Below are 13129 nucleotides of genomic sequence, written 5' to 3'. Positions count from 1 at the left end.
TATCGGCGTTGACGGGCCGGTCCGGCGTCGGTCATGATGACCACGTCCGCGAACGAGGAGTCCCCGATGCCCGGCAAGGCCATGCACCAGGCGCGCAGCCGCACGCGCGCCTTCGTGTGCGACGAGCTTTGCCCGTTGTGTGCCCTAGCGAACCCAGGCTCCCCGCCGTGACGTGCCCAGCGCGTCGCACGCAGGGAGCCGCCCGTCGGGAAACCGAGCCGGGCGGCTTTTTTCGTTTTCACCCGCCCGAGTCCCGCTCGCCCGAATCCCGAAGGGAGGTGCCCGTCGCCATGGGAGTACTGGTCCTCAATGCCGGCTACGAGCCCCTGCACACCGTGTCCGTCGCCCACGCGATACGCATGCTGGTGCGCGACGTGGCGGTGGTCCACGAGACCGACGGCACCGATTTCGGCGGGCTGTTCCCGCGCCCGAAGGTCGTCCGGCTGGTGCGCTACGTGGTGATGAAGTGGCGCTACTCCGGCCCGCCGCGCTGGTCGCGCCGGGGCGTGCTGCAGCGGGACGGCCACGAGTGCGCCTACTGCGGCCGCCGCGCCACCACGGTCGACCACGTGCTGCCGCTGTCCCGCGGCGGCGAGCGCACCAGCTGGCTCAACACGGTCGCGGCGTGCGGCGGCACGGCGCGCAGCTGCAACGCCCGCAAGGGCGACCGGACCCCAGCCGAGGCCGGGCTGTCACTGCGTTTCGCCCCGCGCGTGCCTTCCTGGGACGAGCTGCACCGGCCGATCCGCGCCTGATGCCGTCCACTGTCCACTATTCACAGTGGACAGTGGACAGTGGACCGCCTCAGGCGAGCACTTCACGCACCCTCGCGCGCAAGGCGGGCACGACGTCGGCCTCGAACCACGGATTCTTCTTCTGCCACCGGAAGTTCAGCGGTGACGGGTGCACCAGCGGCAGCTTCGACGGCAGGTAATCCCGGTACGCGCGGACGGTCTCGGTCAGGTTCGTCCCGGCCGAGGCCCCCAGGTAGAACTTCTGCGCGTACCCGCCGACCGGCAGCGTCAACGCGATGTCCGGCAGCCGGCCGAGCAGCCGCGGGTGCCAGCGGGGCGCGAAGTCCTTGCGCGGCAGATCGCCGGAGGCGCCCTTGCCGGGGAAGTAGAAGTCCATGGGCAGGATGGCGAACAGCGCGGGGTCGTAGAACTGCTCGTCGGTCACGCCGAGCCACTCACGCAGCTTACTGTGCAGTTCGTTGCCAATCCGACTACAGCCACGGCGGAAACGGTTCCGGCAAGCCGATCGGCTGCAGCCCGTGTCCGCCTGCTTCCGGTCGAATTGGCAACAGCGCTCGCGTCGTCCCACGGCACGCCGCTCTCCTGCGCCTTGCGGCCGGGGGCCTGCCCGATCAGCGCGATCCGCGCGCCCGGCGCCGCCGCGAACACCGGCTCGTAGCCCAGCTCCCGCGCCCAGGCGTTGTCCGGGTCGGCTGCCAGTTCCGCGCGGATCAGCTCCAGTTCGGCGGGCATCGCTCCCCTTTTCTCGTGACCGGTCGCCGCTGATGCTACTGGTCACGGCCGCCCGCACCACGGCCTGGCGGACGGTCCGGCGCGAGACTGTCCACAATGCACCGGGCCGGAACCAGTACGCCCGCTCCGTGCACAACGGACGGGAAGCCGAAGTCTTTCCGGACGCCCGGCCTGCCCGGTCTGGCCGGCTGGAGCACTCAACGCCACACCGGGGCCGGGATCACGCGACGCCGGCGGAACGCGCTGGGTGCCGCCGGACGCGCGGGCGCCGCCCCTGCTGGAGCAGGCTGGTCCACTTCACCATCTTGCGGGGGCTGTCGCGGCCGATCACCCCGAGCAGCCCGCGGTCGTCGCGATAGCCCAGCACCCCGCTGCGCCGCACCGGGTCGCCGCCCAGCGGGATGGTGTGGTCACCGAGGCCGGGCATGCCGGCGGACTGGAAGCGAATGCCGTAGAGCTCGGACCAGAACCGCGGCACCGGGCAGTACGGGGCCGCGGACGCCGGCCCCGCGAGCAGGCCGTCGGCCGCGGCGCGGCCCATCTCGACCGCGTTGAGCCAGTGCTCGATCCGGCGCGGCACTTCGTCGAACCGCAGGTTCGGCCAGCGCGCGACGTCACCGGCCACCACGACGTCCTCGGCACCGTCGACGTGACAGGCCGGTCCCGCGAGCACCCCGTCGGTCACGTCCAGGCCCGAGCCGCGCAGGAACCCGGTCGCGGGCACGCTGCCGTTCGCGATCACCACCGCGCCCGCGACGACCAGCCTTCCGGTGGACAGGTGGGCGCCGACTCCCCAGTCCCGCAGCAGCCAGTTGGACACCTGGGTGCCGAGCTCCAGCTGGACCCCGCGGGACTCGTGGAGCCGGCCCACCGCGGCGCCGAGCTCGTCGCCGAAGGCCGGGCCCATCAGCACCGGGGACCGGGAGACCAAAACCACGTCGCGGCCCGAGCCGCGCAGGGCCGCCGCCAGTTCGCTCGCGATGAACCCGCCCCCGAGGACGAGGACCGGGAGGTCGCTCGCGCGCAGCGCACGCTGCAGGGCCAGCGCGTCTTCGAGCGTCCGGAAGGCCCGGACCCGCGGATCGTGCAGCGGCAGGCCCGGCGGGTGCCGGGCCTGCACTCCGGTGGCGATGACCAGCCCGTCGTAGGTCATCGGCTCGCCGCCCGGCAGTTCGAGGGTCCGCCGCCGGGGGTCCAGCCCCTCGACCCGCGCACCGAGCCGCCAGACGGCGTCGAGCTCCTCGTAGCTGCGCAGGTCCAGCTCGCGCGCCGTGAGCTCGCCGAGCAGGAACTCCTTCGACAGCGCGGGCCGGCGGTACGGGCGGTGCGGCTCGTCGCCGATCATCACCAGCTCGCCCTCGAAACCGAGCTCCCGCAACCGTTCGGCGGCCCGCAGGCCCGCCAGCCCGGCCCCGGCGACGACGATCCGCTCGCGGCTCACGCGTCCCGCTCCTCGATCGTGATGGCCTGCATCGGGCAGCAGCGCGCCGCCATCAGGACCGGCGCCCGCTCGCTGTCCACCGGACGGCGCTGGTACCGCAGGCGCCCGTCTTGGCCGATCTCGAACACAGCGGGCGCTTCGGTCTGGCACAGCCCGTAGCGGTGGCACCGGTGGTTGTCGACGCTGACCCGTACGCGGCCCGTCACCGTCGCGCCTCCAGCAGCCCGAGCCCGGCGAGCACGCCGGGCGAGAGGAACCGGAGGACGGCGGTCAGCGCCGCGGGCACGGCGAACAGCAGCCCGGCCAGCCACAACCCGGCCAGGTGGCCGTCGACCCAGGCTCCGACGAACGCGTGCGCCACGCAGAGCGCGACCGCCGGGTAGGCCAGCCGGTGCACCGCGAGCCATCGCCGGTAGCGCAGGAACCGCTGCAGCCCGGTGGACACCAGGACGGCCAGCATCAGCTCCAGCCCGGCGACCCCGGCGGCCTCGCCCCAGCCGCCGAACCACATCGGGATGGTCAGCGCGGCGAGCGAGAACGGCCGGTCCCACATCAGCAGGAAGGCCAGCGCGTGCAGCATCCCGAAGGCGAGCGCCGTGGTCACCAGCACCTGGTGACTACTGCGAGTGGCCTGCCGACCGGTCAGCCGCTCCAGCCAGCCGGTACTGGTGAACACGCCCCAGGACAGGCCGAGGCAAAGGAACGCAAAGGACAACCGGGCCGAAAGCGCGGCGACCTCGTGCACACCGAGATCATGTGGCGAGTCCGCGAGGACGCTGAGTGAAAGATCAGTAAACACACAAGACTCCACGCGACACAGCAGATCACTAACGGGTTACGGGCAGCCAAGTTACACCACAAAACCCGTGCTTAGGAAGGTTTCCGTCCCGACTTCATAGACTCCGGAGCGTTATTCGGAGGTCACGGTAAATATTCTTACCGGAAGCAATGTGATCATTCCGTTATCCGTGTTAGCGTCCTTCGCCGGGTGAGGGACTTCCCCAATCCGCAGAAAGGCAGCACGGTGCCGAAACACTATCCTGATCATCGAAAAGCACGCTTGCTCGGCCAGGTCACGCCGATCCGGCTGGGCGCGACAGTCGCCGCCTTGTCACTGGCCGTGATCGGCGTTGCGGTGGCCGCACCCAGGACGCCCTCGCCGGCGACGGTGGCCGTGCCGAACCCGGCGTGCACCGTTTCCGTACCCGCGAACCCGCTTTCGGCGAACGGCCTGGCGACGCCGTACCGGCTCAGCGCGACCAACCCCGCCGACGGGCCCTGCACCGAGGCGAACCCGCTGCAGTCGGCGTTCGTCGAGGCCACGGTCCTCGATCCGGCCACGGGCGCGCTGTCGGTCTACCGGCCGCTGGTGATCGACGACGGGACCGCCCCCGCCGCCCCGCCCGTGGTCCCGGTCCTGCCCGCGGGCGCCGTGGTCGGGCTGTGGTTCGGCAGCAACGGCGGGACGCTGACCCTCGGTGGCACCGGCGGCTCCCTGCGCAGCGGCCAGTGCGTGAACGGCGTCGCGGGCTCCCCCTTCGGTCAGTTCGCGCAGTGCGGGGCGGCCCGGTTCTTCGCCGCCACCGGCGCGGCCGAGCGCGCGGGCAAGCTGACCGTGCCCGCGCTCGGGGTCGCCCGCGACGGGCACCCCTGCCCGACCACGCGGGACTTCTCCCTCGTCGACCAGGACCAGAGCGACAACGTGACGACCACCTACGTGGCCACCCAGGACGGGCGGACCGCGCAGGACGGCACCGCGGGCTCCGCCCAGCTCGGCCCGGTGACGACACTGGCCAACGGCAGCGACAACCGGCTGCTGGACGCGTTCGTCGATCCGGCTTTCGGCTGCACACCGTTCACCGCGAAGGACCTCACCACCGGAACCGGCAGCACGACCTCACTCGCGCTGAACGAGCTGCAGGCCGCGGCGCACCAGCCCGCGCCGGTCGCGCTGGTGCCGCCGGGGGACCCGATGACCCTCGTCAACGGGGTCCCGAACGTGCGCAAGACGAACCTGTACCGGGCCGGGGTCGACCAGCCCGCGCTGAACCCCCGCACCGACACCACCCGGGCCTACTGCCGCGATCTGCGCACCGTCGGGCTGCCCCGGCTGACGGCCGACCGGACCCTGCTGCGCAACGCCCCGTCCCCCGACTCCGCGACCGGCGTCGGCCTGCTGCGTTTCCTGACGCTGCGGTTGCGGGCGTCGCTGCAGCTGCTGGGCTGCACGCAGCACACCCTCGCGCAACCGGATCCGGCCGACGAAGCCGCGGCGAAGAGCGCGGTCCAGACGCTGACCACCATGAGTGCCGGCGCCTGACCTCTCGTGCGCTCGTGCTGCCTCCGTCCGATGTGGACGGAGGCAGCCGAGCACCGCATGGGCGCGCGTGAACAACACCGCGCAGGAGGCAGGCTCACGCCGAAACAGGCGGGTCTTCACGCATCCGCAGAGTGCAGCCGCGCTTCGGCCGCGGCCCAGTCCCCGCCCGTAGGCAGGTACCGGCGCAGCGGCTGTGTCCGACGGATCAACTCGCGCATCGCGTCCAGATCCGGCAGATCGGCGCCCAGCGTACGGGCCTGCACCAGCACGTTGCCCAGCGCGGCTGCCTCGACCGGCCCGGCCAGCACCGGGGCCTCGCACGCGTCGGCGGTCAGCTGGCACAGCAGGGTGTTGCGGGCGCCGCCGCCGACGACATGGACCACGTCGACCGTCCGGCCCGCCAGGCGCGCGGCCTGCCGGACCGTGCGGCGGTAGGCCAGCGCGAGACTGTCCACAATGCACCGGACGACCTCGCCGCGCGTTTCCGGCGGCCGCTGCCCGGTCTCCCGGCAGGCGGCGGCGATGCGCGCCGGCATGTCCCCGGGCGGCAGGAACGCGGGCGCGTCCACATCCACCACGGCGGCGAGCGGCGGCGCGGCGGCGGCTTCGGCGAGCACCTCGGCCAGCTCGGCCCGCTCGCCCCGGGCGGCCCACGTCCGCAGGGTCTCGGTGAGCACCCACAGGCCCATCACGTTGCGCAGGAACCGGATCGTGCCGTCGACGCCGCCCTCGTTGGTGAAGTTCGCGGCCAGCGCGGCGTCGCCCAGCTCCGGCCGGTCCAGCTCCAGCCCGGCCAGCGACCAGGTGCCCGACGAGATGTACGCGAAATTCGCGCCGGGCTCGGCCGGCACCGCGACCACGGCCGACGCGGTGTCATGCGAGCCGACCGCGACCACCGGCAGCTCCGGCAGCGCCAGCTCGGCGGCCAGGTCCGGCAGCAGCGTGCCGATCCGCTCCCCCGGCTCGCGCAACGGCGGCAGCAGCCGGGCCGGAATGCCGACGCGCTCGGCCAGCTCGACCGCCCAGGCCCGCGCTCGCACGTCGTAGAGCTGTGTGGTGGAGGCGTTGGTGTGCTCGGCCCCGGCCTGCCCGGTGAGCCAGTAGGCCAGCAGGTCCGGGATCAGCAGCAGGGTGGACGCGGTGTTCAGCCGGTCGGCTTCGGACACCAGCTGGTACAGCGTGTTGAAGGGCAGCTGCTGCAGCCCGGTGACGTCGAACAGCTCCCGCTCCGGCACCGTCCGCACGACGCGCTCCAGCACGCCTTCGGTGCGCGCGTCGCGGTAGTGCACGGGGTTGCCGAGCAGGTTCCCGTGCGCGTCGAGCAGCCCGTAGTCCACCGCCCACGAGTCGATGCCGATGCCGTCCAGCGGTCCGGCGCGGTGCGCCTCGCCGAGGCCGGCGAGGATTTCGCGGTGCAGGCCGAGCACGTCCCAGTACAGCGTCCCGGCCGCGCGCACGGCGCCGTTCGGGAAGCGCCGCACCTCCTCGATCGCCAGGTGCCCCGGCCCGACCGAGCCGGCCATCACGCGCCCGCTGGACGCGCCCAGGTCGACCGCGGCCAGCCGTTTCACACCCGCACCACGGTCAGGTCCAGCCCCAGCAGGTCGGCCACCGCGGTCAGCTCACCGACCCGGTGCCCGGTGCCCAGCGCCCAGTGGTGCGCGATGCCGCTGGCCGACCACGCGTCGGTCCACTCCCCCGGGTCGCAGCCGAAGTCGACGCGCGAGGTGGTGTTGCCGATCTCCAGCAGCGGGCCGGGCACCACCTCGCCCTCCGACGCGACGATCGAGAACGTGCCGTCGCGCCCCTGCGCGAGGCCGCACAACGTCACCGGCCCGTGCTTCACGTCGAACTCGACGGACACACCCCAGCCGCGTTTGCCGTGGTACACCCCGAGCCCGCGCAGCAGCGGCCGGCTCGCGCTGATCGCCAGGTGCGCGGGGCCGTCGTGGCCCATCTCCACCACGTTGTCGCGGAAGTTGAGCGCCTGCAGCTCGGTGAACGAGCCGCCCGCGCCGAGGCGGTCCATCAGGAGCATCGCCAGCGAGGTGCGCAGCTCGTACTCCCCGACGGCCGGGATGCCGCGCGCAGTGAGCAGCGAGGCGCCGAGGATGAAGCCAGCGCCGACGCGCTCGTGCGTCTCGCCGTCGAGGCCGCGGTGGTAGTAGGCCAGCGAGTCCAGGCCGAAGTCGGCCACCAGCCGGTCGAGCGCGACGGAAACCTGGGCGCCCCAGGCGAAGTCTTCGTCCGCTACGGAATCATCCACAGTGAACACTTTGCGCGCGAGCGCCATCCGCTCGCTCGTCTCGGCCTCGGTGACCTGCTCCACGCGCACGCGCAGGTCGTCGACCTCCAGGATCTCGACGTGCCCGCCGAGCTGCGCCGAGACGAGCGTGGGATCTGTGGAGACGTCCATCATGCCCGGGTACAGGTGGCCCAGCAGGCCGTGGCGGCCGTGCCGGAACGCCGCCCGCACGCCCGCCGCCTTGATCCACCGCCCGATCCGCGTCCAGGCCCGCTCGTCCTCCAGGTACCCCGACACCGAGCGGAACTCGACGCCGACGCGCCGGAAGGTGTTCGCCATCTCCGGCAACGGGCAGGCGCCGCAGTATGCCAGCCATGCGCCGGTGTCGAAGCTCGCGTGGTCCATCGCCTCGGTCGGCTGCAGGTTCAGCAGCAGCACGGGCGAGCCGCTGCGCTGCGCGATCGGGGCCAGCATGCTGGAGGTCAGGTACGTGGTGAGGAACCCGATGATCAGGTCGCAATCGGCCACTCGCAGCTTCTCCGCGGCCGCCGCGCCTTCCTGGGCGTCGGAGACGAAGCCGGCGTCGATCACCTCACAGTCCATATCGGACAGTCGTGCGGACACCCGCCGCGCCGAGGCCTGCAACTGCGGCAGCAGCTCCGGGAACTGCGGCCAGTACGCGCCGAGCCCGCCGGCCACCAGGCCGACGCGGGTGCGGCGCGGGGTGATCCGGCCGATCCCGTCGAGTGTGTCGGTCATGGTGCCCTCTCTCCTGTCGTGTCTTGTTGCAGCGGATGACGCTTTCCCTGCGCCGAGTGCAGCGAAAGCGTCATCCGCTGCGTTCCGGTGGTGCGAGCCTCCCGCGGGCGGAGCCTCAGCGGGCGGAGTCTCCGCGGTGCGAGCCTCAGCGAAGGAACGCGGCGGCCACGCCGGCGTCCACCGGCACGTGCAGCCCGGTGGTGTGGGTCAGGTCGCCGCCGGTGAGCGCGAAGACCGCGGCGGCCACGTGCTCGGGCAGCACCTCGCGCTTGAGGATGGTGCGCTGGGCGTAGAACTCGCCGAGCTTCTCCTCCGGCACGCCGTACACCGCGGCCCGCTGCGCGCCCCAGCCGCCGGCGAAGATGCCGGAGCCGCGGACGACGCCGTCGGGGTTCACGCCGTTGACCCGGATGCCGTGCCCGCCCAGCTCGGCCGCCAGCAGCCGGACCTGGTGCGCCTGGTCGGCCTTCGCCGCGCCGTACGCGACGTTGTTGGGCCCGGCGAACACCGAGTTCTTCGACGAGATGTACACGATGTCGCCGCCGATGCCCTGCGCGACCATCGCCTTCGCCGCGGCCTGCGAGACCAGGAACGAGCCCTTGGCCATCACGTCGTGCTGGAGGTCCCAATCGCGTTCGGTGGTCTCCAGCAACGGCTTCGAGATGGACAGCCCGGCGTTGTTCACCACCAGGTCGATCCCGCCGAATGCCAGCACGGTCGCGTCCACCGCGGCCTGCACGGCGCCGGCATCGGTGACGTCCGCGGTCACCGCGACGGCCTTGTCCGGCCCGCCGATGCCTTGCGCCACTTCGGCCGCCGCGTCCGCGTTCAGGTCCGCGATCGCGACACACGCGCCCTCGGCCGCGAGGCGCTCGGCGATCGCCTTCCCGATCCCCGAACCAGCCCCGGTGACCAACGCGATCCGCCCGGCCAGCGGTTTCGGCTTCGGCAGCCGCTTCAGCTTGGCCTCTTCCAGCGCCCAGTACTCGATGCGGAACTTCTCGCTCTCCGCGATCGGCGCGTACGTGGACACCGCCTCGGCGCCGCGCATCACGTTGATGGCGTTGACGTAGAACTCCCCCGCCACCCGCGCGGTCTGCTTGTCCTTGCCGAAGGAGAACATCCCGACCCCCGGCACCAGCACGATCGCCGGGTCGGCACCGCGCATCGCCGGGCTGTCCGGCGTCGCGTGCCGCTCGTAGTAGGCGCGGTACTCGGTGCGGTACTCGGCGTGCAATTCCTTCAGCCGCGCGACGACGTCCTCCAGCGGCGCGGTGGCCGGCAGGTCGACCACCAGCGGGCGGACCTTGGTGCGCAGGAAGTGGTCCGGGCACGAGGTGCCGAGCGCGGCCAGCGGCGCGAGCTTCTCCCGTGCCAGGAACTCCAGCACCACCTCGCTCCCGGTGTAGTGCGCGACCTGGCGTTGATCGGTCGACGCCAGCCCGCGGACCACCGGCGCCAGCGCGGCCGCCCGGGCCAGGCGGTCCTTTTCGGACAGTGCTTCGAAGCCGGGCACGACGGCGCCGAACGGCTCGGCCTGGCCCCGCTCGGCGAGGAACTTCTCCGCGGTGTGGATGATCTCCAGCGAGTTCCGCCGGCACTCTTCGGAAGTGGCGCCCCAGGCGGTGACGCCGTGGCCGCCGAGGATCACGCCGATCGCCTGCGGGTTGGCCGCCTTGACCGCCGCGATGTCCAGCCCGAGCTGGAACCCGGGCCGCCGCCAGTCCACCCACGCGACGCGGTCGCCGAAGCACTCCTTGGTCAGGGCGGCGCCGTCGGCCGCGGTGGCCAGCGCGATGCCCGAGTCCGGGTGCAGGTGGTCCACGTGCGGCGCGTCGACCAGCCCGTGCATCGCGGTGTCGATCGACGGGACCGCGCCGCCCCGGCCGTGCAGGCAGTAGTCGAACGCGGCGACCATCTCGTCCTCGCGCTCGACGCCGGGATAGACCTCGACGAGCGCGCGCAGCCGGTCCAGCCGCAGCACGGCGAGCCCGGCCTCGGTCAGCGTGCCGAGGTCTCCCCCGGAGCCCTTGACCCACAGCAGTTCCGTGGGCCCGCCGGTGACCGGGTCCACTGTGGACCCCTTGGCCGAGGTGTTGCCCCCGGCGTAGTTGGTGTTGCGCGGATCGGCGCCGAGCGCGTTGCTGCGCGCCACCAGCTCTTCGGGCACGGTCACCCTCACGCCCCCCATCCGGCCTGCTGGCCATCGGCTCGTTCCGCGACGATCTTCTCCTGGTACCCGCTGCGGTGGTAGGCCGCGATCGGGTCCGGGTCCAGGCCGGCCTCGGTGCGCAGCTCGGCCAGGATCGGGCGGACGTCGGTGTTGTACGCGTCCATCAGGATCGCGTTGGACTCCAGCACTTTCCCCTCGCGCTGGGCCGTGCGCAGGGCGTCGCGGTCGACCAGCAGCGCCTTGGCGGTGGCCTCCTGCACGTTCATCACCGAGCGGATGATCGCCGGGATCTTCGCCTCGATGTTGTGGCACTGGTCGAGCATGAACTTGATGCCGTAGGCCGGGTCGAGCGCGCCGCCGCGGACGATCTCGTACATGATCCGGAACAGCTGGAACGGGTCGGCGGCGCCGGCCATCAGGTCGTCGTCGGCGTAGAAGCGCGAGTTGAAGTCGAACGCGCCGAGCTTGCCCGCCCGCAGCAGGAACGCGACGATGAACTCGATGTTCGTGCCCGGCGCGTGGTGCCCGGTGTCGATGCACACCGTCGCCCGCTCGCCCAGCTCCAGGCAATGCGCGTACGCCGTGCCCCAGTCCGGGATGTCGGTGGCGTAGAACGCGGGCTCGAACAGCTTGTACTCCAGCAGGATCCGCTGATCCTCGCCGAGCCGGGTGTAGGCCTCGCGCAACGCTTCGGCCAGCCGGTCCTGCCGGTCGCGGATGTCGTCCTGCCCGGGGTAGTTGATGCCGTCGGAGAACCACAGCTTCAGGTCACGCGAGCCGGTGGCGTCCATGATGGAGATCGCCTCGAGCAGATGATCGGTGGCCTTTCGGCGCACCCCGGGGTCCGGGTTGGTCACCGAGCCGAGCTTGTAGTCCTCGTCCTGGAAGACGTTGGTGTTGATGGCGCCGACCTCGACCCCGAGGTCCTGGGCGTACCGGGTCAGCGCGCCGAAATCGTCCACCCGGTCCCACGGGATGTGCAGCGCGACGCTCGGGGCCGCGCCGGTGAACCGGTGCACCGTCGCCGCGTCCGCGATCTTCTCCTCGGGCGTGCGCGGCACCCCGGCCTGCGGGAACACCTTGAACCGGGTGCCGGAGTTGGCGAACGCCCAGGAGGGCGTCTCGATCCGCTGCGCCCGCAGAGCGGATTTCACGGCCGTCAGGTCGGACAAGTCGATCACGTCTTTCCTCGTCTGGCGCTTACGCGCTGGATTGCTGGGCGCTGCTTTCCTCAAGCGCTGTTTTGTCAAGCAGAGTGGAAGACCTCGGTCAGCAGCCACGGGTCCTCATCCGGCCCCCGCCCGCCGAGCCCGGTGAAGAACCCGGCCATCTCCGCCTGCCAGCGGGCGTTCACCTCGGTGCGGGCCATCGTGGCCTGCGCCTCGGCCAGGTCCTCGGCCTCGACGTAGCCGATCAGCAGGCCGTCCTCACGCAGGAACAGCGAATAGTTGTGCCAGCCGCTTTCCGACAGCGCGGCCCGCATCTCCGGCCAGACCGAGCGGTGCCGTCCGGCGTACTCGGCCATCCGCTCGGGCTTCACCTGGAGGCAGAAGCAGTAACGCGCCATTTCAGTCCTTTGTGGACCCCAGCCGGGCCGGAGCCCGGCCGGGGCACCGCGTCAGAAGTTGAACTTGTCGATGTTGCTCGCGTCGAACACGGTCGGCGGGCCGAGGACGATCTCACCGTTGGCCCCGACGGTGTACTCGCCGAGCTTGCCTGCCTTGAACTTCTGCCCCGGCGCCCCGGTGATCTGGCCGGAGCTGAGCGCGACGCCGGCGTACGCGGCGAGGTAGCCGATGTCCGCCGGGTTCCACAGCGCGAACTGCTTCACGGTGCCGTCCTTGACGAACGCGCGCATCTGGTTCGGCGTGCCGAGCCCGGTCACCGCGACCTTGCCCTTGTAGCTCGAGCTGCTGACGTAACGCGCGGCGGCGGCGATGCCCACGGTGGTCGGCGAGACGATCACCTTCAGTTTCGGGAACGACTGCAGCAGGCCCTGGGCCTCCTGGAACGACTTCTGGTCGTCGTCGTTGCCGTAGGCGATCTTGTCCAGCTTCAGGTTCGCGTACTCCGGCTTGGCCAGCTGCTGCTGGAGCACCTGGATCCAGGCGTTCTGGTTGGTGGCGTTGGGGGTCGCGGACAGCACCGCGATCTCGCCCGAACCGCCGGAGAGGTCCTTGGCCTGCTTCGCCAGCTGCTCGCCGATGCCCTGCGTGGAGGCCTGGTTGATGAACAGGTCGCGGCAGTCCTTCGCCGAGTCGGAGTCGAACGTGACGACCTTGATGCCGGCGCTGCGGGCCTGGTTCAGCGACGGGCAGACCGCGTTCGGGTCGTTCGCCGCGATGCCGATCACGTCCTGCTGCTGCTGGATCAGCGTGTTGATGTAGCTGACCTGGGACGAGGCGCTGGCGTCGTTGGGCCCGACCAGCTTGTACGCGCCCTTGAGCTCGTCGAGCGCGGCCTTGCCGCCGCCCACCTCGATGTCGGAGTACGGGTTGTTCAGCTGCTTGGGCAGGAACGCCATCTTGACGCCCTGCTTCGTCGCGGCATTGGGGTTCGCGGCCGCGGTGGACTGCGCGGGCCCCGAGCCGGAGTTGTCGTTCTTGGTCGTGCCACCGCAGGCGGTCAGGCTGAGCACCAGCCCGGCCGCGGTGGCCGCCGAGAGCGCGCCGGTGAGAAATCGACGGGACATCTTCGTCACCTT

At 71.6% G+C, this 13129-nt stretch carries 13 protein-coding genes; 2 read left to right on the top strand and 11 right to left on the bottom strand.

The annotated features are described in order from the left end of the window. Positions 1-290: 290 nt before the first annotated feature. Complete coding sequence (locus OG371_RS33355; protein WP_329059604.1) at positions 291-755, top strand: HNH endonuclease; 465 nt, start codon at positions 291-293, stop codon at positions 753-755. Between the two features lie 49 nt (positions 756-804). On the opposite strand, the gene OG371_RS33350 is transcribed toward OG371_RS33355, so the two are convergent. From OG371_RS33350 to OG371_RS33330, 5 genes are all read right to left on the bottom strand, one after another. Continuing rightward, positions 805-1179, bottom strand: coding sequence for a uracil-DNA glycosylase family protein (locus OG371_RS33350; protein WP_329059603.1), 375 nt, complete (start codon positions 1177-1179; stop codon positions 805-807). After that, positions 1176-1487 carry a hypothetical protein gene (locus OG371_RS33345; RefSeq protein ID WP_329059601.1) on the bottom strand — a complete coding sequence of 104 codons (312 nt, stop codon included), beginning with the start codon at positions 1485-1487 and terminating at the stop codon, positions 1176-1178. The genes OG371_RS33350 and OG371_RS33345 overlap by 4 nt, the downstream gene beginning before the upstream one ends. A gap of 220 nt (positions 1488-1707) precedes the next feature. Then, positions 1708-2928: an NAD(P)/FAD-dependent oxidoreductase gene (locus OG371_RS33340; RefSeq protein ID WP_329059600.1), complete on the bottom strand. Its 1221-nt coding sequence runs from the start codon at positions 2926-2928 to the stop codon at positions 1708-1710. Next, positions 2925-3134: a ferredoxin gene (locus tag OG371_RS33335; protein WP_329059599.1), complete on the bottom strand. Its 210-nt coding sequence runs from the start codon at positions 3132-3134 to the stop codon at positions 2925-2927. Before OG371_RS33335 ends, OG371_RS33340 begins: the two co-directional genes overlap by 4 nt. Beyond that, the gene (locus OG371_RS33330) at positions 3131-3673 is read right to left on the bottom strand and encodes a ferric reductase-like transmembrane domain-containing protein (protein ID WP_329059598.1); all 543 of its coding nucleotides are present in this window, start codon (positions 3671-3673) and stop codon (positions 3131-3133) included. The genes OG371_RS33335 and OG371_RS33330 overlap by 4 nt, the downstream gene beginning before the upstream one ends. Before the next feature lie 315 nt (positions 3674-3988). Here OG371_RS33330 and OG371_RS33325 point away from each other — a divergent pair, with 315 nt between their 5' ends. Then, complete coding sequence (locus tag OG371_RS33325; RefSeq protein ID WP_329059597.1) at positions 3989-5248, top strand: hypothetical protein; 1260 nt, start codon at positions 3989-3991, stop codon at positions 5246-5248. Positions 5249-5364: 116 nt separating this feature from the next. Here the strand turns inward: OG371_RS33325 and OG371_RS33320 are convergent, their stop codons facing one another. From OG371_RS33320 to rhaS, 6 genes are all read right to left on the bottom strand, one after another. Beyond that, positions 5365-6810: a rhamnulokinase gene (locus tag OG371_RS33320; RefSeq protein WP_329073346.1), complete on the bottom strand. Its 1446-nt coding sequence runs from the start codon at positions 6808-6810 to the stop codon at positions 5365-5367. A gap of 5 nt (positions 6811-6815) precedes the next feature. Further along, positions 6816-8252: an L-fucose/L-arabinose isomerase family protein gene (locus tag OG371_RS33315; protein ID WP_329059595.1), complete on the bottom strand. Its 1437-nt coding sequence runs from the start codon at positions 8250-8252 to the stop codon at positions 6816-6818. Positions 8253-8397: 145 nt separating this feature from the next. Further along, positions 8398-10443 carry a bifunctional aldolase/short-chain dehydrogenase gene (locus tag OG371_RS33310; RefSeq protein ID WP_329059594.1) on the bottom strand — a complete coding sequence of 682 codons (2046 nt, stop codon included), beginning with the start codon at positions 10441-10443 and terminating at the stop codon, positions 8398-8400. Further along, a complete protein-coding gene (gene rhaI / locus OG371_RS33305) occupies positions 10431-11606 on the bottom strand; it encodes an L-rhamnose isomerase (RefSeq protein ID WP_329059592.1) in 1176 nt (391 codons plus the stop codon). Before rhaI ends, OG371_RS33310 begins: the two co-directional genes overlap by 13 nt. A gap of 65 nt (positions 11607-11671) precedes the next feature. Then, positions 11672-11992 (bottom strand): L-rhamnose mutarotase, encoded by a 321-nt coding sequence (locus tag OG371_RS33300; protein ID WP_329059591.1) that lies wholly within the window; start codon positions 11990-11992, stop codon positions 11672-11674. Between the two features lie 51 nt (positions 11993-12043). Next, on the bottom strand, positions 12044-13117 hold the full coding sequence (gene rhaS / locus OG371_RS33295) for a rhamnose ABC transporter substrate-binding protein (RefSeq protein ID WP_329059590.1): 1074 nt from the start codon (positions 13115-13117) through the stop codon (positions 12044-12046). Positions 13118-13129 lie beyond the last annotated feature (12 nt).

The organism is Amycolatopsis sp. NBC_01480 (assembly GCF_036227205.1).
Classification (GTDB): domain Bacteria; phylum Actinomycetota; class Actinomycetes; order Mycobacteriales; family Pseudonocardiaceae; genus Amycolatopsis.
The sequence above is the reverse complement of the archived record's forward strand: the minus strand, read 5'-3'. Positions and strand labels throughout refer to the sequence as shown.